The organism is Desulfosporosinus metallidurans, assembly GCF_001936615.1.
In the GTDB taxonomy this organism is placed as follows: Bacteria; Bacillota; Desulfitobacteriia; order Desulfitobacteriales; family Desulfitobacteriaceae; genus Desulfosporosinus; species Desulfosporosinus metallidurans.
Window position 1 is genome coordinate 1 of record NZ_MLBF01000056.1, and the last position, 21,899, is coordinate 21,899.

General features: G+C 41.3%; 26 protein-coding genes. 2 read left to right on the forward strand and 24 right to left on the reverse strand.

The window, feature by feature from the left end; translation table 11 throughout:
* Positions 1–97: 97 nt before the first annotated feature.
* The 24 genes from DSOL_RS21490 to DSOL_RS21600 all read right to left on the reverse strand — a co-directional run bounded on the left by DSOL_RS21490 (position 98) and on the right by DSOL_RS21600 (position 19,989).
* A complete protein-coding gene (locus DSOL_RS21490) occupies positions 98–319 on the reverse strand; it encodes a hypothetical protein (protein ID WP_075366829.1) in 222 nt (73 codons plus the stop codon).
* A 127-nt stretch (positions 320–446) separates the two neighbouring features.
* A complete protein-coding gene (locus DSOL_RS21495) occupies positions 447–1,022 on the reverse strand; it encodes a hypothetical protein (protein WP_075366830.1) in 576 nt (191 codons plus the stop codon).
* 43 nt (positions 1,023–1,065) lie between these two features.
* A complete protein-coding gene (locus DSOL_RS21500) occupies positions 1,066–1,311 on the reverse strand; it encodes a hypothetical protein (protein WP_170871584.1) in 246 nt (81 codons plus the stop codon).
* A 23-nt stretch (positions 1,312–1,334) separates the two neighbouring features.
* Complete coding sequence (locus DSOL_RS21505) at positions 1,335–2,321, reverse strand: GYF domain-containing protein (protein WP_075366832.1); 987 nt, start codon at positions 2,319–2,321, stop codon at positions 1,335–1,337.
* Between the two features lie 33 nt (positions 2,322–2,354).
* On the reverse strand, positions 2,355–2,612 hold the full coding sequence (locus DSOL_RS21510; RefSeq protein WP_075366833.1) for an Ada metal-binding domain-containing protein: 258 nt from the start codon (positions 2,610–2,612) through the stop codon (positions 2,355–2,357).
* Between the two features lie 200 nt (positions 2,613–2,812).
* Positions 2,813–3,034, reverse strand: a complete 222-nt coding sequence (locus DSOL_RS21515; protein ID WP_075366834.1) for a hypothetical protein — start codon at positions 3,032–3,034, stop codon at positions 2,813–2,815.
* A 25-nt stretch (positions 3,035–3,059) separates the two neighbouring features.
* Entirely contained in the window at positions 3,060–3,506 is a 447-nt protein-coding gene (locus tag DSOL_RS21520; protein WP_075366835.1) for a hypothetical protein, read from the reverse strand.
* A 176-nt stretch (positions 3,507–3,682) separates the two neighbouring features.
* Positions 3,683–3,964: a hypothetical protein gene (locus DSOL_RS21525; protein WP_075366836.1), complete on the reverse strand. Its 282-nt coding sequence runs from the start codon at positions 3,962–3,964 to the stop codon at positions 3,683–3,685.
* Position 3,965: 1 nt separating this feature from the next.
* The gene (locus tag DSOL_RS21530) at positions 3,966–6,584 is read right to left on the reverse strand and encodes a DUF6273 domain-containing protein (RefSeq protein WP_075366837.1); all 2,619 of its coding nucleotides are present in this window, start codon (positions 6,582–6,584) and stop codon (positions 3,966–3,968) included.
* A 39-nt stretch (positions 6,585–6,623) separates the two neighbouring features.
* Positions 6,624–7,028: a hypothetical protein gene (locus DSOL_RS21535; RefSeq protein WP_075366857.1), complete on the reverse strand. Its 405-nt coding sequence runs from the start codon at positions 7,026–7,028 to the stop codon at positions 6,624–6,626.
* A 64-nt stretch (positions 7,029–7,092) separates the two neighbouring features.
* Entirely contained in the window at positions 7,093–7,227 is a 135-nt protein-coding gene (locus tag DSOL_RS29650) for a hypothetical protein (protein WP_282433565.1), read from the reverse strand.
* A gap of 24 nt (positions 7,228–7,251) precedes the next feature.
* Positions 7,252–11,841: a phage tail spike protein gene (locus DSOL_RS21540; protein ID WP_075366838.1), complete on the reverse strand. Its 4,590-nt coding sequence runs from the start codon at positions 11,839–11,841 to the stop codon at positions 7,252–7,254.
* A 47-nt stretch (positions 11,842–11,888) separates the two neighbouring features.
* A complete protein-coding gene (locus tag DSOL_RS21545; RefSeq protein ID WP_075366839.1) occupies positions 11,889–12,260 on the reverse strand; it encodes a hypothetical protein in 372 nt (123 codons plus the stop codon).
* Between the two features lies 1 nt (position 12,261).
* Positions 12,262–12,990, reverse strand: coding sequence for a distal tail protein Dit (locus DSOL_RS21550; RefSeq protein ID WP_075366840.1), 729 nt, complete (start codon positions 12,988–12,990; stop codon positions 12,262–12,264).
* Positions 12,987–15,536 carry a phage tail tape measure protein gene (locus tag DSOL_RS21555; protein ID WP_075366841.1) on the reverse strand — a complete coding sequence of 850 codons (2,550 nt, stop codon included), beginning with the start codon at positions 15,534–15,536 and terminating at the stop codon, positions 12,987–12,989. Before DSOL_RS21555 ends, DSOL_RS21550 begins: the two co-directional genes overlap by 4 nt.
* Before the next feature lie 57 nt (positions 15,537–15,593).
* A complete protein-coding gene (locus DSOL_RS21560; RefSeq protein WP_083642900.1) occupies positions 15,594–15,848 on the reverse strand; it encodes a hypothetical protein in 255 nt (84 codons plus the stop codon).
* 56 nt (positions 15,849–15,904) lie between these two features.
* Complete coding sequence (locus DSOL_RS21565) at positions 15,905–16,240, reverse strand: hypothetical protein (RefSeq protein WP_075366843.1); 336 nt, start codon at positions 16,238–16,240, stop codon at positions 15,905–15,907.
* A 72-nt stretch (positions 16,241–16,312) separates the two neighbouring features.
* Positions 16,313–16,876: a hypothetical protein gene (locus DSOL_RS21570; RefSeq protein ID WP_075366844.1), complete on the reverse strand. Its 564-nt coding sequence runs from the start codon at positions 16,874–16,876 to the stop codon at positions 16,313–16,315.
* Between the two features lie 16 nt (positions 16,877–16,892).
* Positions 16,893–17,267 carry a hypothetical protein gene (locus tag DSOL_RS21575; protein WP_075366845.1) on the reverse strand — a complete coding sequence of 125 codons (375 nt, stop codon included), beginning with the start codon at positions 17,265–17,267 and terminating at the stop codon, positions 16,893–16,895.
* Positions 17,267–17,602, reverse strand: coding sequence for an HK97 gp10 family phage protein (locus DSOL_RS21580; protein ID WP_075366846.1), 336 nt, complete (start codon positions 17,600–17,602; stop codon positions 17,267–17,269). Before DSOL_RS21580 ends, DSOL_RS21575 begins: the two co-directional genes overlap by 1 nt.
* On the reverse strand, positions 17,592–17,909 hold the full coding sequence (locus tag DSOL_RS21585) for a hypothetical protein (RefSeq protein WP_075366847.1): 318 nt from the start codon (positions 17,907–17,909) through the stop codon (positions 17,592–17,594). The genes DSOL_RS21580 and DSOL_RS21585 overlap by 11 nt, the downstream gene beginning before the upstream one ends.
* A 4-nt stretch (positions 17,910–17,913) precedes the next feature.
* Positions 17,914–18,222: a phage head-tail connector protein gene (locus tag DSOL_RS21590; protein WP_075366848.1), complete on the reverse strand. Its 309-nt coding sequence runs from the start codon at positions 18,220–18,222 to the stop codon at positions 17,914–17,916.
* A gap of 162 nt (positions 18,223–18,384) precedes the next feature.
* Positions 18,385–19,335 carry a major capsid protein gene (locus DSOL_RS21595; RefSeq protein ID WP_075366849.1) on the reverse strand — a complete coding sequence of 317 codons (951 nt, stop codon included), beginning with the start codon at positions 19,333–19,335 and terminating at the stop codon, positions 18,385–18,387.
* 27 nt (positions 19,336–19,362) lie between these two features.
* The gene (locus DSOL_RS21600) at positions 19,363–19,989 is read right to left on the reverse strand and encodes a DUF4355 domain-containing protein (protein WP_083642904.1); all 627 of its coding nucleotides are present in this window, start codon (positions 19,987–19,989) and stop codon (positions 19,363–19,365) included.
* Positions 19,990–20,324: 335 nt separating this feature from the next.
* Between DSOL_RS21600 and DSOL_RS21605 the strand changes: the two genes are divergently transcribed.
* Positions 20,325–21,356, forward strand: a complete 1,032-nt coding sequence (locus tag DSOL_RS21605; protein WP_075366850.1) for a PIN domain-containing protein — start codon at positions 20,325–20,327, stop codon at positions 21,354–21,356.
* 51 nt (positions 21,357–21,407) lie between these two features.
* On the forward strand, positions 21,408–21,887 hold the full coding sequence (locus DSOL_RS21610; protein ID WP_075366851.1) for a DUF2321 domain-containing protein: 480 nt from the start codon (positions 21,408–21,410) through the stop codon (positions 21,885–21,887).
* Positions 21,888–21,899 lie beyond the last annotated feature (12 nt).

The following is a 21,899-nucleotide window of genomic DNA, read 5'->3' on the forward strand; positions in this document are numbered from 1 at the left end:
CCAACATAAAGAATAATGCCAATGACTTTTAACCAAGTACCTAGTATTTTTCTAATTTTAGCCCCAACCTTAACAGGTGTATATTCAGGTAAATAACTCATAGATTATTCTCACCTTCTTCACCCTCACTATTATTTGTATTATTGGTACCTTTCATGGAAGCGTATATACCTAATCCTATTAAGCAATATGGAACTAGAAGTGCAATTACTTGATGGTGAGAATAAAATGATTTTATGCTAGGACCAACAAAATATATTACAATTAATGCAAGGATAGACCCGATGATTCTATTTAATATTACTTTCAATTTTTTCATCTCTCATCGCTCTCCTTTCTAAAAAATAAACATACCTCATGAAGAGCAGGGGTTAATTCCGTGCTCTTTTATCCATTCTTCAAGTTGTATTGAGTTGCTTTCATAAGTATATTTTTTTTACTTAAGTTTAATTCGTTTTCCATATTTCAGCGTTCAGACATTTTCCTTTTATTTCCGTTAGATTATCAGTGTCAATGTCTAAATCGTAGCCTTCCTGTGAATCCCCATTCGCCCTAATCCTATAGTGCATACGCTTGATGCTATCAATATTTGCAGTCAATATTATTTCATCACTTCCGTACTCATCATACTTAAGATTACTTTTTAAGAGGTTATCGATGATGGCTTTATCGCACTCTAAGGTAAAAATAGTATCCTCTAGCGACTGATCAAGCGCTAGATAAGACTTACCGTCTTCTTGGTATATATCGATAACAGTCGAGTAGAAAACAATTTTCTTCCCTTGATATTTCGATTGCAATTGAAAGGTAAATTTATCAGCAAAATCATCAAAGGATGTCATCACTACGGCATCAGTTATGCCATGATCTAAGGCGTATTTTTTCAGGGCTACTTCCTGTTGTTCGATTCTTTGCTTTTCCTTTTCTTCTGATGAAGTTGTTTTTACAGGTGTCGAAGAACAGCCCATTAATATCAGACTCAATATAATTAAGAAAATCATTAATCTTGATCTTTTTTTCACAGAATAACACCTCTTTAGTCGTCTAATTGACGTTAATTCTTTCCTAGTAATGGCTATAGTCATCAAAATCAGATCTTAGCGTATCAAGATCATCTTCTAGATTAGTAACACGTTTTTTCATATTGTTTTCATTGTTGGTAAGGGTTTTAATCTTATTCTCAAAATCCTTGTTTGCCCCCTCTAGTTCCCAAATTTTCATAATAGAAAAGCCAGATAAGACAAGACCAGAGATGAGTATGCCAACTGAAATAATATGTATTATTTTCGTATTCTTTAGCAAGAGCATCATTCCCTTCGCAAACCCTAACGATATTAATTATACTCTGTTAAAATGTAAGCAAGCCAAAGAAATCCAATAAAAAATACAGCAATAAATGCGATTCTAGGAATCCCTATCTTCCTGTGGCTAACAAATGAATTACCATCCATATCCCATTTCGCTACACCTGTTTCCTTAATATGTTGATAAGACATACCCGCGAGTAAAAAGGATGCAAATGGCACACCAAAACCTAGACCCCATGCCCAAGCAGAGGTAGAACGTTTAATTGCCTGTAAAAAGCTTAATTTTTCGCCTTGTGAATCTCTTACAAATACTTGAAATAATGATTTACCAAGTGTCATTCCCCAGGTAGATAACAATAACCCTTCAAGTAAAATTGTGAAAGGAATTCCAATAATATTAGCGAACGATATCCCAACTATTTTTTGGTCCAATACTTGCGGTATGAATATTCCAATTAGTATACCTGCTAATGCGTTTCCAGAGTATATGTCAACTAGCCTAGCCCAAAATCTAACCCAAGGGCGAATTTGTTTTACTTCAACATTTGAAGAATTATGTACATGATTCGGATTTATGGGAGGCGGGGTTTCGTTCGGTTTAAATTGTTCGACCTCAGAAATTTGAACCCATTTATCAAAACCTTTTGTCCATACCAATGTTTTAGGAGTCAATTTGGAACTACCGTATAATTCATGCATCTTATCTTCGCTAATAGGTCCAATTTTGGTATAACCTATTGCATAATACCAGATATCGAGCCCTGCTTTGCTGTCATTAAAACTGTTATCAGGTTCGGGGTCAGTTGCGGATAAGCCCAGATATCGGTCATATTCAATTCGCAATCCCGGATTTGATAACACAGAGTATGCCTCGATTACTTCCCTTAGCCGTTCCTCTGCTTCATGGCTACTATTTGTATCTGGATGCCAGTATTTAACTTGTTGCTGATAAGCTCTCTTTAGTTCCTCCTGAGTAGAAGTAAATTCACTGCGTAGAATCTCATAATAATTCATTGCTTATCACCTACTCTCATTACCTTGCCACCCTTAATTAATAGGTGGCTTGCATATCTTGCAAGGGGCATAACCAGCACCCTTAGCATCCGACACATCCGAAAACCACACCTGATTAGCTTCTTTGATTTTCTTTGCCGACGCACAACTTGGATAATGATATACGGTTGAGTTTACGCTACCTACGTATGTATGAACTGTTGATGAAGCTGCCTTTGTGCCACACCCGACCAATATAAGAGAAATGGCTAACGTTGAAATAAGTGCAGTATTTACTAATACCTTCTTCATTCAATTCCCTCCATATATCCCCCACCCATCCTTATAATAAGTTTATTCTTCATAGACTTACCTATATCCTCCCTTAATTCCCAATAAGATGCATTATAATATTTATATTTTCAAGCCACTTGTCACATTAGTTACCCGACTAAAACCAACCAAACGAAGGGAAAACCCTCACCCGATTAAGGTAAGGGTTATAAATCAGGTCATTTGATTACTTTTGTCGCTATCGTCTTAGTGGCCGTCACTCGGCCCCAAATACTGATTGCACTACCAACTACGCCAACAACCACTACTGTGAGGTTCACGATATCACCCTGTGCCTGTGCATCGACTGTTAAATTAAATAGACCACATATTAATGCAAGAATAGTCACAGCAGATCCGATGACTGATCTTGATTGATACCATACCTTTTCATCATCCATTATAGATCCTTCTCTCTAAAAGTTATTAAATCATGATTCCTTTACCTGCGAAATAAGCAACGATTAAGCTACCGACAAGGGCTAAAGCTTTCAAGATGATTTTAGCATTATTGTTCAACTTGACCTTTGCAATCTCATGGGTGCTTTTGCTGTCCTCTTTTTCTATTTTCATCTTTTCACTGCTCGTATTAATTGCAATTCGACTAAGGGTATTCATAAGTACATTTGTACTTTGCAGCGAACTATTTTCCATGCGTACTAGGGTGGTTTTGATGTCAGAGACTTGGCTGTCTAAATTCGTAAACCTCTGTTCGTATGTGGCAGATTTCAATTGTAAGTCAGTAATGCTGTTTTCATGTTTTTGTAACATTATCTGATACTTATCAAGTTCAGAAAGCTTGCCTTCATGAGCGTCTAGTGTTTGCTTATAGAAATCTAATACTTTCTTGATCTCAGTTTCATTGAACCCCAAGTCTAACACCTCTCTCCTTTGACATCCTCTTGTTACGAGACATAATATTGGTAACTTAGTCCAGCTCTTTAATCGAGTCAGACTTAGGGAGAGTGGGTGGAATAAACCTGCTCTCCATTTTTATTTAAAGAATGACAAAGAGAAAGCCCTGCCGATCAAGACAGGGCTAACATAAATTACATCCTTACGACTGCTTCACCGATAATGGTTTCAGGATATCTATTGGCTGTCAAGAGCGTGATTTCCATTGTGAAGACAAGCCTACCGGCTACAGAAGGCTCCAGAAGTACCCACACTTGCTTAGTAATGGGATCTACCTCTGCGGTTCCAGAGCCAAGGACGTTACCAGAGTCATAACCGATATACTCATAGACGGCACTGTCGATCTGAAAGTCTTCGCCAGTAACCGACTTTACAATGATACCGCAATCCTTTTTCTCGCCTAGTTTAAATTGCATATCAATCATCCTCCTCGACGATATATTTATCCATGATTTCACAGATAGCATAACGATCCGTAATCTCACTGATAGCGTAGTCTTTGATCCTGTGAGGTCGGTAACTGATAACTTTTCGTAAAGTGTCACTGACAAAAGAAACAGGCAATATAAGTTTTCTCTTGGTGTCGGTAATCAAAGAGGCCAGAGTCGTAAGTCTTCTCTTAGCATCAACGGCAAGGAAGATCGATGCTACAACTTTTCTCTTCAGTCCCATGGCAAAAGAGGCAGATACCGCAACTTTTCTCTTGGTAGTGGCAATAAGAGAAGCTGAGATTGTAACCTTTCTCTTAGAATCAGTCATTGAAGAAACGGATGCTGTGACTCTTCGTTTAAGATCAATTATTGAAGAGACAGACCTTACAACGCTTCTCTTAACGTCACTGGCAAAAGAGAAAGAGGTTGCTATTTTTCGTTTAGTATCGGCAACAGAAGAAATGCTTGATACAAGCTTTCTCTTAGTAGCCGTAATTACTAGCTGTACGCCACTGCTTACTTGTCGTTGTGTATCAATACCAATGTCTAGAGTTGCATTTACAGCTCGTTTTGTGTCTGGAGTAAGCTCCGATAGAACCGATACATTACGGTTTGTACTAGAATTGAGGTCTGCTGTGACGGCTATTGTTCGTTTCGTATCAAGTGTCGTTGTTGCTGATGCTCCAATATGTCTAACCAAATCCGAATCAAGGCCTATTACAGCCGTTGTCTTTCGTGATGTATCCAATACGGCGATTGTTGACGCTTTAACTTGTCTAATGAGATCCAACGCAAGATCACCAGAGACAGCAATGTTTCGTGATACGTCTGAATTGATATCAATTGGGTATGTTATCACAGGTTGCGATGGTTGCATTATAATATAGCATCCATCAGCATCGACTACATCAGATACTAAGGTGTCAGTAGTTAGGTTCACCGCAGGACGAACGCCACTGTTGCCAGCATACGCACTATTGTAAGTCAGACCGCCGACAACACGGGCACTGTTTGAGACAGTCGCCTTTGGGGTTCTAAGCATCCATTGCCATGATGTTGTAGTAGTGGCGGGTTTACTCGTACTCAGGGTTTGAAAGCCCTGATCTGTCAGGTAGGCTAGTCTGTCGGCATCGGAAGTAAAGATTGGAAATAAGCTACCTTCGACGATACTGTTTTCATTTGCAAGTCCAACTTCAGTCATGGACAGTAAGAAAACTTTATCAACTACACTCTCGGAACCACCACCATCCGTGACGGTATTCCTAGCTACAGTCAAATTTGTATCCGACATTCTAGCAAGCTCTTCTGTGGTGAAGTTATTTAGAAATCCATTGATGTTATCGTATCCTGTGAGATAGCCCATACCTGCATCGTTTGGCGGGGTATCCGCGTTATTGGTATTAGCTGTACCATCGGTAAGGTTTTGAGCTGTCCACCAAGCATTAGCCAAACTGCTACTATTCAACCATTGTCGTATATTTGATGTACTGTATCTGTTATTACCGCCACTAACACGACTTGCATCTGCATTCCCCGGCTCTTTTGCATCGAAACCTCTCAGATCAATGATCTTTTCAGTGAGCAATGTAATAGAGCCAGTTGGATAGCCTGAGTGGTTTTTATCGATGACTTTCCAAATGATCGGTTGTGTGGAACTACTTTCAACACAATAAGTTCCAAATTTAATCTTAGATCCTACAGCTAAATTAGTTATCGGTTGTGAGTGATATGTTATTGTAGGATATTCTACAACATAACATCCATCGACATCCACGGCATCTGACACTAGGATATCGTTCGCCAAATTCATTGCAGGACGAACTCCATAATTGCCAGTGTTAGCATTAGATGAGCCTAGTGTGCCAGTGGGAGAGCACACACGATTACTGGTCGTACTGAAGCTGGTTGGGGTTCTCAACCACCAATAATATGCTGTTGTAACTGTGGCTGGCTTGGAGAAGCCAGCCAGAGTATTGTCAAATGATTGAGCTGTTAGGGTGGCGGTTCTTAGACTACTCCCCAGAGAAAATAAGCTACCTTCTACAATACTATTTTCGTTAGCAAGCCCAACTTCAGTGTTGGACAATAAGAATACTTTGTCTAATACAGTCTCAGAAGCACCGCCATCCGTGGAGGTGTTCCGAGCTACTGTCAAAGTTGTATCTAAAATCCTGCCTAGTTCTTGTGCGGTGAAGTTCTTTAGGAACCCTTGGATATCACTGTACCCTGTGGTTTTGCTCATTCCTGTATCGTTTGGCGTAGTATCCGCGTTATTAGTATTTAACTTACCGTCAGCAGGGTTTTGAGCTGTCCACCAATAATTAGCTATGCCACTACTATTTAACCATTGACGCAAGTTCGATGTGCGATATCTGTTATTACCATAACTAACACGACTTGCATCTGCATTAGAGGGTTCTTTCGCATCAAGCCCTCTTAGATCAATGATCTTGTCAGTAAGTAGCGTAACGGAGTTATTCGGATACCCAGTGTGATTTTGATCTATTACTTGCCAAATAATCGGTAGCGTGGTACTGGCTTCGACTTGGTAGGTTCCATATTTGACCTTGGCTCCTACCGCTAAACTACTTATCAGTTGTGACATTTACTTCGCCACCTTAAATTATAATCAATAGCCTCCCTACTATTGGGTTTCAACCTGAGTTATTACATTAAGCGTAACGCTGATGTCGTTCTGTGGGATTTCATCGTTACTTGCTTTGGCCTTTACATAGAAAATTACATTGGAACTCATGACTTGAGCCGTTACATGCAGGGCAACACCGTAATCTGACCAAGTAGAGTTATCCAAAGATAGAGCCCACTTTGCAGACGTTGCGCCTACAGGGGTAATTACTGTATCGACACCTGTAGTCGTTTGAAACCCCGCTTCACAGCGTAAGGCTAATTTTAAGCCAGCACCTTCTTCGTTGGTGGTCGCATTAAGGGTGAACGCGATAGGAGAAGTTTGTGTTCCATCTTCTGAGACTTGAACCCCATCTGTTAATCCAACGGTTGGGTTAGCTTGATAAACATGAATGTAAGCCATGTAAATTCCTTCTTTCATTAATTAAATAGGAAGAGGATTCATGCCTCTTCCCTGTGACCCATCACTATTCTTTAATGCTAAGTTTCGCAATCTCTTTCTGAAGCAGTTCGATTTGAGAATCTTTAACCGCTATGGCCTTAGACATTTCTTTGATCTGATTACCGAGATTATCTATGACGCTATCAGCGTTTACTTCCATTTTTGCTTCACTCACTTTCTTTAGTTAATTCATGGATAGGGTATGGGATCTATTATTAGAATCAATAAAGACTAAGCTATTATCAGCTATATACAGATAGGCTCCATGACCATTAGCAAGTCTACAAACGCCATCGCTCGTAATACTGATATTACTGCCCCAATCTCCAAGGTAGATTCTACCCTGCGAATTGGGAAGTATCTTGGTAGGTGTGATCGTGGTACAGTGAACATTACCGTTTATATCAGCACCAAAGGGAGCATAGGCAAACGTACTACCATTACCAGTTTGGATTGTTCCGTGAACGATGAAGTCTGCTTGAAAGGTACTGCCAGAACTATTCATCCCTGTAACGTAAACGGCCCCACGATAGGCTTCTACGTTACTACTGCTGTTCACATTGATAAACACCGTGTCAGATTCGTATCCATAAGAGCCTGGGTTTGTAGGAGTCGATACGATAGTAGATTTACCAATAGAGGAACCACATTTAAACGTAAGCCTTGGATTGGATGACGCACTGGCTGATCCTATGATACCTAAATCTTTGACTGCGTTGATCGTTACGCCATCAATCGTACCGCCTACGATTTGATTAGCTATGATTTTACCAGTATATAGCCCTGCCTCGTTGATATAGGTAGTACCTACCCAAGTCGTAGCAAGTGATCCTATTTGAGAAGGTGTTGGTAGCCATGAACTTGACCGAGCCCCTACTTCTAATGCACTTGGGAGCCATGTCGAGGGTCTTGCACCTATCTCAGAAGCAGTAGGAAGCCATGTTGAAGGTCTTGCCCCAACTTGAGACGCTGTTGGAAGCCAAGTGTCTGCTCTAGCCCCTACTTGAGAGGCAGTCGTTGGAATGGTAGGTTTATTTGAAACATTGGCCCAACTAATAGATGCTCCAGAACCCATTGCTACGTTTACGCCTACAACAAGATTTGTGACATTCAGTAAAGAGCAATCCAATGTACCTGACTTGATAACATCGGCTATAATTCCGTCTCCTGTGATTGCTGTAGAGAATGCACCACCAATTCCTGCCTTACTAATTCCAATACCACCAGACGTTATCCTGACGACCTTAGATCCATTGACGGCATAGAAGCCAGAAACATCCCAATAGAAGTTTGAGTTGACAGCAATTTTATTTGTGGCTGAGATCAAGAAATCTACATTGCCTTGTTCAATGTCCGTCAATTTAAGAGCACCGTCTGCGGCTGCCTGAGCATTCGCGGCATCTCTTATCGCTTGCTCTGCTTTGGCATCATCGGTATACTTACTTGCTTTGATCCAATCGGATGCCACATAAGCTCCTGTTGCCCTGCTTATAGAACATCGCATTAAGTCACCACTAGCCCCTTGTGTCCATAGATCCCCTACGTCATAAGGGGTGGTGGGTGTTACAACAAAGACTCTGCGTTTTCCATCGGCTGTGTCTTGGGCTCTCTGTGCGTCAGCAAGTGCCTTTGTGATCCCTGAATCTGTGACAGCAACCCATTGATAGACACTATCGACTAGTGAAAATCTATAAGCGAACCCAGTTGTTGAGTCATAGAATAAATCTCCAAGGTGAGTGGCCTTGTTAATTTCAGTTGTCCATAAGCTAGTAGGTTCATTCGCCATCGTAGGAGCATAGGCATAGAACCAAGATGTTATATTGCCATCGATTTGATTTTTGATGTTTGCCATGTCCGTTGTATACGTTTCATTAACGAAGTTATCCAGCATTTCGGCAGGATTGTAGCCTTCATCATAGATCGTTCCTAGTCCAATTTGGATCCTATCAGCCATAATCTTCCCTGCTGTGATTAAGTCAGCTGTGAATCCTCCACCATCACCGAAGGTACGCCAATTCCATTCTCCATTGATCTTTGAGTTAGCAAGACCGAATATTCCCCCGCCTAGCTTCATGACTTGAGTAGCTGTAGCAGGATCAGGCGTATTGTAAACCATGATCCCATCGTCTTTACTGAATACGACATATCCTCCTGCTGACCTTAACTCACTCGTTAAGTCATAGATCGCAGGATCAAGGACAGAAGGTATTAAGGCACTACCGTTATCCCATATACCTGAGTTGTCTATTACTTGCCGATTGATTTGGTTTTGAAAGAGTTGACTCTTTGATAAATCCGGTTTGAAGTTACCAAGGGTAATCTTGGTTTTGTTATATTCAATTAGATTTCGTTGTATCTGAATAACCCTAACGCCTGTCTGTAAAGCGGGTACGAAATTGTCATCAATCGCTGTGCAAGTATCTCCAATGCGTACAGCTTCATGGACGTAATCAGTTGAGAGTTGTTCTAAAGATATTACTTGGAACTGATAGTTGACTATAGGTGCTTTAGCAAGTTGAAGGGCTGTCTGCGTCTTGGCAAGTAGGTTAGCAGGATCTTCTTCTTGAGAATCATCAAAAATCCCGAATCGATGACGGCCCATGATTCCATACTGAGCCAAGGCCCCTGCATCTTCAACGTACTCTTTGCCAGAATTAATAGAAGCAAAGTTCAGTCGTGATCCAGCAGTGGTAGCCTTACCTCTGCCATACATTGCTGTGCTGACACCGTTAAAGTCAACTTCTCTTTCAACTTTCTCTAGGTCTTTACCGAATACAAATTGTTTGCCAGTATCGTTTCCTCTTCTAGCCACAAGATCAACATATCTATGGGTAATTAAATTGTTAGAAATAACAATCCTAAACTGTAGTTCACCTTTCCATGTTGTCGCCACTTGCTGAATACAGGCTAGTGCCGTTTGATAGCTGAATGCTGTCGTTTGGATACCTAGATTAACGATGTTTCCTGCTTCCCATCGACTATGTGAGAGCGCAGATATCATAGCAAGCCAAGGCGAAGTACCATTTCCACCGCCAGTTGGCACTATGTCTCCAAGCAATTCATAGAATGCGTGATCACAGTATACATATTTGATAGTTGATCCATCATCAGTATCAACGATCCGTTTGACCTCAAATAGTTGCCAGTTAGAATCTAGATCCTGAAAAGCTATCAGACTACCCTCAATGACATACTGTGCATCACTATGATCTGAAGGAATAGCAAATGTAAATGTGTTTTCTAAGTTGACCTTTTCATCATGGATTGCATCGTAAAATGGGCAGGATGTTCCATTATTAATAAGCACCGCCTGTAACTGTTCTGTTGACGAGAATACATAGAGATGTAACGTTGCCGGAAGAGATTGTGATGACAAAAGGGAAACATTTATTTTGGATTTAAGTCGGATGCTTTTGTCTCCAATTACAGTGACCGATGATTTAGCGAGCGCATTTTGAGTCGATTTGATATTGACGGTTGAACAGCAGTCAATCCCTGCATTGTTGAGTTGTATTATGACTGAGGACTTTACATACCTATTTACCGCACTACTAATACTTGCTGTTGATTTTGCATTTGTATTTTTTGATGACTGTACGCTTGCAGTTGAATAAAGATGAATACTTGCGTCATTGGCCTGTACAGATACCGTGGACTTGGCATTTACATTAACTACGTTGCTCACGTTTTCAGTCGATTTGGCGTTTGTAATCATGGCGTTGCTTAGGGTTGCGGTAGACTTTAGATTAACACTGGCATTACCGGCTTGAATTACATTTATCGTCGATTTGGCAAGTGCATTTTTAGCTGAACTAACGCTTACAGTGGATTGGGCAAGCGTATTTGTAGCCCTGCTAACAATTACCGTAGATTTAAGGCCAATGCTTGCATCGCCAGTTGGCCCAGCTACTATGTAGCATCCATCGGCATCAACCGTGTCTGAAACCGAGATATCATAAGCTACATTCATAGCAGGACGAATACCGAAATCGCCACGATTTACGAAGTTAGTCCCATAAGCACCTGTAACGTTTGCATAAACCGTATTAAAATATGTGTTTCCATCAGCCGTTGGAGATCGAGTCCACCAATACCATCCACTTGTTGAAGCGGAAGGTTTACTTACGCTTGTTGTATTCAATCGGGCTTGGTCGGTTACTGTTGCTTTTCGGCTTGCGTCACTCGAGAAAATTGAAAATTGTACACCATCTGAATCATAAGTACCGCCAGTAAACCCAATCTCTTTACAAGACAGCAAGAATATTTTATCGACTAAGGTATCAGAATACCCACCGTCTTCAAAGACCTCTTTCGTTGCTTTAAGGGTTGTACCTAAAATCTTAGCCAGTTCTTCGGCTGAGAAGCTATTCATGAACCCTTTGGTATCCGTATATCCTGTTATATAGGTGAATCCTGCATCATCTGGAGGGGTATCCGCGTTGTTGCAGTTTAATGTTCCGTCCGTAAGATTCTGTGTTGACCACCAAGCATTTGCAAGACCACTGCTGTTTAACCATTGTCGGATGTTTGAGGTGCGATACCTATTGTTACCATAGCCCGCTCGATCTGGATCAGCATTGAGGGGTTCTTTCGCATCAAAACCTCTCAAGTCAATAATCTTGTCTGTGAGCAAGGTAACAGAATCAATGGGATAGCCAGTATGGTTTTTATCAATTACTTTCCAGATGATAGGCAGTGTCGTACTGCCCTCAACCTTATACCTACCGTATTTAACCTTAGACCCTACCGCCAAGTTACTTATTAATTGAGGCACTTCGTCACCACCTATCCCTATTTAATCTATGAATTACGATACCTCTCTTAAATACTGATAGCATTAAGTGAAAACGCGATGCTTCTTGGGTTTCCGACGTTTGTTGTGCCAGCCGGAACTGTAACCTTTACATAGATGATCTGTGTCGCCGAGGGTGCTAAATCGGTTAAAGCTAGAGTCGTAGCTAAGAATGTTATGTTATCAATCGAATAGGATTGAAGTGCTTCTGGATCACTGTTCTCTACGATGCTTCTGCTCTGTAGCGGTTGATCGCCTGTGTTCTTACAATACAAGGCAATAGTCTTCGTTGATCCTGCCGTTCCATCCATTGTGCCGAAGGGAATAACGTAAGCTCCTGCATCCGTGGCAAACTCCGTAGTAAAACCTGAGTTACTATAAACTTTCAATAATCCTGCCATTTTATAACCACCGCTCTTTCCATATTATTGTTGTGTTCGCTACCGACACTGGGGTTGTATTTAAAGCATGAACTCCTGAACCAATACCAAAGAATCGACTACTTAGATCAAGATTTAACATGGCATTGACACCATTCACGGTGACTTTGCTAATCGCATTGTCAATGACTACAACATCGCCAGCAACAAAGCTACGAACTAAGCGCATGTTACAGCCTTCAAACCATAGGTTGTATTCGGATGCCGAAGCAATAAAGGTTGATGTGATCTTCGGATACATTGGGGCCGTTCCTACATTCGCTACCTCAATAGCACTATTTACGAAGGACTGTTGCTTATTTACTAACGAGTAAGCATAGGGCTCACATCGGAAGGTAAGGGAAAACTCACCATCAGTTGCTATCTGAGATAAACCGATTGCCCCATCGTACTTTGCCATATAATACTTGTCTGGTTCATCATCAAAAATAAGCGGTACTCTTTGTTTCGTGAATATCCATCCTGAGATTTGACGAGCAATAAGAGCCAAGTCAATTGTGCTGTTGCCAAAGACTGTACAACTGACTTTGATGATACGATCCGATAACTCTCTGTCGAACAAGTAACTGCCATCCCTATTTGGAACTTGGAGGTAGACATTATTAGAGGCAGGCAATATAGATCGATCCACACTAAGCATGATTACGTTATTGGTACCACAGTGTGATCCGTTGAAAACAAATCCGTTCAATACGCTACCCCCAAACTACGACTCCTGTTTTGTTGAAGTCTGAAGAGTTCTTGAGATATCTTTTGGATATCTGCTTCTTCTCTGACGATGAGTTGAGCAACATGAACCGTGTTCTGAGTGACCCCACCGCCCTGCTCTGCTACTTGTGGCACTGCTGTATCTGTTTGTCCAGAGGTCTTTAAGCCTACTGACATATTGCCAGTTAAACCTTTGATAGAATCCATGACTTTGTATTTGTTAGCGTCAATACCTTTAGCAAGACCGCCCATGAAGTCAGGCATCCATTGTTCATATTCAGTCAATGGCCCTTCGTCTGGTACTGAGAAGTGCAAGAAACTTTTGATCTTATTAGCAACACCCGAAACAGCATCTCCGACTTTACCGACCATGCCTGTGATTCCATTAATTAACCCTTGAATCATGTCCTTACCATAGCCGAGCATCTTGGCCGGCAGTCCTGTAATGAAGCTAATGGCAGAGGTGAACCCATCTTTGATGAATGTTCCTAGACCACCAAGGACTGAGCTTATACCATTTTTAAGACTTGTGAACATGCTAGAACCAAGGATACTAAGCTTTGATGGTAGCTCTCCAAACCAAGTCATTAGACCATTCCAGATATTCTTTACACCATCAATAATGGACGTACAAAGATTAACAACGGTCGTCTTTAAAGAATCCCATGCTGAAGAAGCTGTGTTTTTAATACCTTCCCATAAGCCTGTCAAGAACTCCTTGAAGCCGTTCCAAAGGTCTTTCACACCATCAATAATAGCCGTACAAAGATTGGTGATAGTGGTCTTCACCGTATTCCATGCTGATACAATCACGTCCAAGACAGATGACCAGAAGGTCTTTAGAAAGTTTATATAACCATTCCAGAGATCCTTAACAAGATTAACTATTGCAGTGACCGTATTCACTATAAAATCTTTAAAACCGTTCCATGCCGTTTCAATTCCTTGTTTGATGCTTTCCCATACTTTCGCAATATTTTCTCCTAAGTTCTTGAAGAAATTAATGACTGCGGTAATTGCATCACCGACAACTTGTTTGATAACTGTCCATGAATTGACGATGAAATCACGGAAAGCTTTGTTGTGATTGAATAAGAGTACGATCCCTGCTACCAGGGCAGCTATCAATAAAATAATGATTCCAATAGGATTGGCCGACATCGCTGCGTTCATCGCCCATTGAATTGCGGTTCCTGCTTTTGTTATGCCTGACCATATTACCGTGGCATCTGACCAGAGTTGTTGTGCTACTTTAACTGCGTTCATGATCCCTGTAACAGTCTTGAAGATTACAAAAGCAGTACCCAACGTTCCTGCAATTATGCTAATGGCGGTCATGTGATCCCCTACGAATCCTAATACACCGCCAACGATACCCATGGCATAGCTTATTTCGTTTTGAATCTGTGGCATATGAGCAGTGATCCATGAAGCAAACTCATTGAGCTTCGGTAATAATTTATCGGAAAGAGGGATAAGCAACCCTGTCTCTAGGTTTCGCTTTATACCTATTATGGCTTCGCCAAACGTGTTGTATTTTACGTCATTGATCTTCTCTAATGAATCCTTAGTCGCGTCGATTGATCCCTTAGTACCCACAAGAGCTTGAACGCCTTTAACCCCTAAGTCTTCCCATTGGGTTCCAAAAAGAGCGACACCCGCCGCGTTTTGTGCTACAGGATCTTTCATTGCGAAGAGAGCTGTGGTTGTTTTATCGAACGCAATCTTTGCTTGATCTCCACCTGCACCGAAGGCTTTAGTCATTTCCCCTGCACTTAACCCTAGAGCTTCAAACCCTTGGGCAGAGGTCGCACTACCATCCTTGGATCGTATACCAAACTCCTTCATCGCATCGCCTAAGAGGTCAACTGTAAAAGCTCCACTCTTGGCTCCGTTGTTTAGCATGTTGAACATTTCCGTTGCAGAGAATCCTTGAGCCTTGAACGTGCCTGAGTATTCATTGATGGTGTCGAGTAAATCTTCGTTCTTGTTCAAACCGGATTGAGCCCCTTGTGCTATGAGGTTGTAGGCCTCGTCACCAGTAACTCCAAACTGTTTCATCATCATGCTCACGGCATTAACTGAGCCTGACACATCCATTTCAAAAGTGTCCTTCAGCAACAAAGCGTTTTGGGTTGCGTTCTTTAATGAGTCACCAGCCAACCCTGTACCCTGACTAACAGAAGTCATGGCAGAGCCGATTTCTTCAAAGTTCTCACCAAAATTGTTATTGTAGATGTCGAGCATGGTTTTCTTCATGCCGATCATCTTGTCATCGGTAAGGTCAGTTGCACTTTGTAAGCCGTTTAATGACTTCTGTAAACCATCGCCTAGACTAACTGCAAGACCACCAACTGCCACCACTGCTCCACCTACGGCAACACCAACCTTGGCAATTGAAGTAACTGCTGATCCGAATGACTTAGAGGCTCCTTGAGCCTTCTTTTCAATACTATCTAATTTATCTTCAGCGTTATTGTCCTTTAGAAGTATCTCTCCGAATAACTCAAAGATTTTAATATTAACCATCTCCTTCCCCTAATGATAAAAAGCACTCCCCCTGTTTAGGAGAATGCTTCATTAGTTTTACAGTACAGAGATTGGTTTCAATCTATCGGCTTGGTCTGCCTTCCTGATTAGCTCTGCATCCATTAGTATTTGCTTCTTGTCCACTTTGACAGCGACCTTGAAAGCCTTAGCCTTATACTGTTCAAATGTTAAAAAGTTTTTCTCATCCATTGATGTGTAATCAAGTGTGTATTGTTGCCATAATTGTTCTTCATTCTTTTTCTCGTAAGCCGTCTTGATGATTTCAAATCCCATAACAATATCTAAATTCATGATATAAGTCATGTCTCCATAGCGAGAAGCTAAAACATCTAATAAGTCAGCACTCTCTACTTGAGTGCTGACGAGAAAAAAGATCCGATGCCCTCACCTGAGAACAACTCTTTAATCAGTTCAAGGAATAGAGGCAACTCCATGTCTTCGATCTCTTTAGGCGTTGATCCACTGATGTCAGCTAAGAATTTATAGACTTCTTTCTCTGCTGATCCAATGTTTTCGATAAAGATCATGATGATATTTGATTGCATGGTTGCTTCAGCTTTTGCTTTCTCTTCAGGGGAGAAGTTACTAACGTCTTTAGCTACCGATGCAATTTCTTTTTTGATGTCCATTTTCTTGGCAATCTTACTGAGCGAGAAGATGTCTGATGTTTTTAGTTTTCTCATGTATATATACCTCTTTCTTTTTCGTATTAGTTATAAAAAAGCACCCCATTTAGAGGTGCTTTAAGTGTTACTCTAGGCAATTTTAGGAAACCGGATTTCGTAAGGGCTGACATTTGGTGTGTCTGGATCAATCGATGCTGTGAAAACCAAAGGCAAGATGTTGTCGGAACTATCCTTGTTCGAGAACTTGATCCCATCCGAACTCAATGCGTTCTTGAGCATGATGACAACAGGCTTGTCTGATCCACTGATGCGTCCAACTAAAGCGATATTGTCGATGTAGTCGGTAAGCAAGATTTCAGTCTTGCCTGTGATAATATCATAGTCAACGCCTGTGGTATCCACGACACCCATGAGTGCGATTCTAAGCGTTTCTGCTGTGATCTCTAGCATATTGACCTTGAGAGTTACATCAGTGCTAACGATCCTCGTTAGGCCTTTGACTGTCCCTTTCATTCCGTCCACCTTAACGTCACGAGTCTTGACTGCCACGGCAAATTCATTACCGCCAGAGGTTGCTCCAAGTAACTTCTCTCCTACCAATCCGTAATTCATGTAAATAGCTCCAGCATCGATAAGAAGATTGTCCATCGTACTTGATGTATAACCTACAGTGTTTGTGCTTCCAACTGTCATTTAAAATACCTTCTTTCTATTTATAGTAGACTGTCGCGACATATCTGAGCTGTCTTCGTTGAATGTGAATTTCAGGATCAGCCAATGCCAGCCTGTAAGGTGTGTTCTTATTGATCGAGACATTGAAGTACTCATTGTTTACTTGCAACCGGTTCAGTGCTAGATTGATTGAATCCGTGATCCCTTCGATGTCTCTGATATCTGTCGATTTGTCGTTCCAAATATCAATCTCTAATAGGCTGTTATCAGAGAATGAATTGTTGGGTAGCGTGTTCGAAAAACGGATCTCAGCATAAGGATAAATCTTCGTCTCACCTTCTGGATAATGGTCAACGAAGCAATTGCATATGGGTTCAATCATTGAATTGATTAAGCCGTATAGTTTAAGCATTACGCACCGCCTAACTTACGGTATATATTTTCTGCAATGTTAGTGACCTTAGAGACACTTTTCATGGCCCCAGGCTCAAGGAATGGCTGTGCTTTGTGTCCCGACAACCCTTTCTCAATCACAACAGCATAGGGAGCAGAGTTTGTAACTCCTACGTTCACCCCTGCGTTATCAGACATCACTTCATAAGTCACTGATCTTTTGAGGTTTCCTGTTAGGACAGGAGTTAAGCCTTGTGCCTCTGCGACAACGAGAGTCCCTACACCTTCACAGAACTCTTTCTTACAATCCTTCATGGCTTTGAGTACATCATTCTTATACGATTTAAACTCCATTACAGACCACCACAATGTACCCATCGGCATCCCAAGGTATAGCCTTGACTTCATATTTTTCAATAATGTTTCGAGGATTAGTGTAATGAAGAATTGTACCGATCTTGATGTTAGAGCTTGAATCCATGAAGAATTGCCTTGTCACCTCATGATCGTACCCATACTGTTTAATCAGCAAGGCCTTCGAGTAAGGTTGCATATCGCAATAGACAGTTCCAATCCGTTCTAAGGCTCCCTGCATAGTAATCCCGTCGACCTTAGTGGAGGGCAATTTGTTATACGCTTCTACTTTATAGTTTTTAAGCATTGCATCACCTCATCGCAATTCTAGGAAGAGGCAGTAACGCCTTAACACCGTCAGGTAGGTCATCACCATAGCTTCCACTTCTTGATCCCTGAGAGAATTGTTTGAGCCCTTCATTGCCCCTCTTAGCCATTGCCATAACAACGTATGCAATGATTGCGTCAGGATACAAGGCTTGAATATCTACTTTATCATTGGCTTTTAGGTATTTAGAGATCAACGTGGTTGCCGTCCTAATGTAGATATTCAGCAAGTAATCTCTTGAGGTATCTAGTTCTATCCCCAACACTATTTTGATGTCATCTAAGAGCATCATTTTTCACCTTTGCTTTCAGCCACGACTGCTTTCTTGCCCGTCTTGTCGGCCTTGGCCTTCGCTTCTGCTTCAGTTCTACGTTTGCGATTAAAGGCTGTTACACTCATATCTCTCTACCTCCGATCATAAAAATAGGGGGCGATTTTCCGCCCCCTAAATCAACTAAGCTAATTTGTGTTTGAAGATAGCCAAACGGATATTCTTGGCATCGTATACGCGAGTCCAGTTGGTAGCCGTTGCAACCTCTGCGAACGTAGGGGTCTTCCCTACAACCGCAACATCATTCCATTTGATACCGCGAGGATGAAGAATGAAATGTTGACGATTGATTAAGATATCTTCGCCAGCGAGACTATCACGATCCGTCTCTGTTGGGACAGGGGCCGATCCATTACCCAAGCCAAAGGCTCCTTCACCGAAGAGATACGTTGTGTAGACTCCACCAGTTACAGGACAGGAATCATCAACGATCACTTTGTAGCCAAGGTAGGTTGGGATTTGAACATTGACGTTGGATGTAGGGAAATAAACGATAAGATCATCTTGTTGAAGTTTGGTGTAAGTGGCACTGTGCATGGCAATACCTTTAAGCTTACTGGCATTGTCGCCAAGCTTTTGTTTAGCGTTGAGGGTTTCTTTGCCACTGATGACAGCCAATTCACCCGCTCCTGCGGAAATATCATAGACATTGGATGCGAGTGCTGTTTCAATCCCTGCAAGAGACTTAAACAACATTTTAGAACGCTCACCAACCCAAAACTTTGCGACCTTAGAGGCGATTACGCCCATAGGATCAGCACCAGACAGAGCTGTTGCAAGGTCATTCACGCCCCAAGCTTTACCGCGCATATGAAGCCGAGCCTTGTCTTGGCCAGAGGTGATCGCATTAACTCCAAGGGCTACCGTGTCGGACAGCTCTTCGGAATCTCCAGACAAGTCATTGAAAAAAGGCATATTGACGACAGTACCGCCACTTGTTGCGAGGATATCGAACGCAGGATCATTAACAACGATTCCTGCTTGAACGAATGAGTCGAGACGGTTAGTTTCCTGAACTATATAAGGATTGAATACGCTAGGGACGATGATATCACTGATTTTAGTCGATGCCATTTTAAATTACCTCTTTCATTTTCAAATTTATTGATTGCTTGCTTGAGCCATGTATTGACTTGCAAGTGTGGGGTTTTCAATCATGAGCTTGCCTTGTTCGGTCAAGTTAAAGCTTTCTTTACTCCAAGGGTTCTTAGTTGTAGGTGCGCCTGATCCGGTTGGTGGAACATAGCCCCCTTTAAGACGTTCTGCCACGGCTGACTCTATGTGAGTTGAGAATACTTTCTCTAATTTGCTTAGATTGATTGCGGTGGTCGCTTCGTCAGATCCAATGAAAAAGCCCACTAATTCTAGAGGCAGATGCTTTTCTTGCATCAGCTTTGAAGTGGAAATTGTAAGCTCTTTCTGCAAGCCATCGGTCTTCATCTTAGCGATCTCAGCTCTCATTTCAGCTAACGCCACATCCTTTGGATCAGCGTCAGGATAGAGTTCTTTGACCTTTGCCGTGACGAGGTTATCAAGGTTGTTGGTCTTCCAGCTTTCCAATCCTTTTGAATGGTAAGTGTCCAATTTAGGTTGAAGTAATTTCTTGCCTTCATCCCCATTTAGAAACGCATTCACTCTATCGGATGTAATGAGTCCTCCAATATAGCTCTGCACTTCAGGTGTGTCTTTGTTGGTATCGAGGTAAGCCTGTATTTCTGTAATGTCCATTTTATTAATCCTTCTTTCTGCCCTACATATGCCTGAGCCTATGGAGTGCAATTAATAGTATATAAAAACACCCTGTTTTCAGGATGCTGACTAACCTTAATATTCTTTTGTTCTGAACGAATCGTTGTAGTCACGTAATCAAAGTCCATATTGGTGCAATATTTATGAGTTTGTTCGGGTCTGCAGTGAAACTGATCTACATTCATTCCTATATTCCATGTATCAGTGGGAGCGAATATTTGGATCACTTTTGTTGTCCTAAATGAAGGAATGCTTGTTATTTTGTTGAAATAATAAGTATTCTGTGAATACATAATGAAAGGAGCAAGCATTACGTGTTTAAGATTCTTATTGATACTTGTGTGTGGCTCGATCTAGCCAAAGATTACCAGCAACAAACGATTCTACTGGCACTTCAAGAACTTATTCAACAGGGAGATATAGAACTTATTTTGCCTCGTACAATAGTCGATGAATTTGATCGCAACAAGGCTCGTATTATCCAAGAAAGCAGTCGTAGCTTATCCAGCACCTTTAAACGGGTTAAGGAAGCTGTTGATAAATTTGGTGATCCACACCAAAAAGACATCGTGCTATCACATCTTAACGACGTAGATCAGCGCCTCCCAACTTTAGGTGAAGCGTCTGAAGACACAGTTAGCCGGATAGAGAAGTTATTCTCTATCACGCCCATTATTGAAATTTCTGATTCAGTGAAGCTCCACGCGGCACAGCGTGCAATTGACAAGCGTGCTCCATTTCACAGACAACGGAACGGGATTGACGATGCGATTCTGATTGAGGTTTACAGCGATGTTGTAAAGGCAAAGGCCACAACCAGAAGTAGATTTGCCTTTATATCCCACAACATTAAGGATTTTAGTCATCCAACCGCTAGCAATAAGGTACCTCACCCGGATATAGCAGCTTGTTTTTCACCGGTTAGATCGCTTTATTTTATAACTTTGAGCGATGCGCTACTTATTATTAATCCTGATCTATTTAATGATTCTATGAGTGAATTGGAGTGGGTTGAAGAACCAAAAAAAGTAAGTGAAATCATCGAAGCTATGGACGAGCTATTTAATAAAGTTTGGTATAATCGTCATCAAATTAGTAGAGAGAAAATCGACGATGGAACTATTAGAATAGTTGAGAAGGAGACATTCCCCATCAAAGACCATAGCACTCGCCCGATTCAAAGGGACATTTGGGAAGGAGCATTAAAAGCGGCGGAAGAGGTCGAAAGAAGATTTGGATTAGAAAACCTCGGGCCTTGGGATGATTTTGAGTGGGGGATGATTAACGGTAAGCTTTCCGCTTTGCGCTGGGTGTTAGGCGATGAATGGGATATGCTAGATACTTGATTCGTTACTTTTGTAACTTAATGATAATTATTAATTGTGGGAGAGTGAATTATGCCGATACAAGATGTAGCTTTAATATGCTTGAACGGACATATGATTAATCAATCAAGTATCAAAAATCCGGAGAACAATACACAGTATTGTGAGACCTGTGGACAAAGGAATATCTCTAAATGTATCGAATGTGGTTCGTTTATTAGAGGAGAAATCCATTATGATGGCGTTTTTGATTGGGACGAAATTAAACCGCCATCGTATTGTCATGAATGTGGAAAACCATATCCTTGGACTACAGAAAGAATAAAGGCTTTAATAGAAATGGTAGAGTATTCGAAATTAAATGCTGCAGATAAGAAAGAATTTGTAGATAATATTGAAATTATAGCCTCCGATAACCCAAGGACTAGTCTAGCCGCTATAAAGATAAAATCAATTGGTAAAAAGTTGGCAGGTGGATTATGGAATGATGTAGCAAAACCTCTTATTGTTGAAATTGCATCAGAAACAGCTAAGAAATCTATGGGACTGTAGTATCAATTTAAA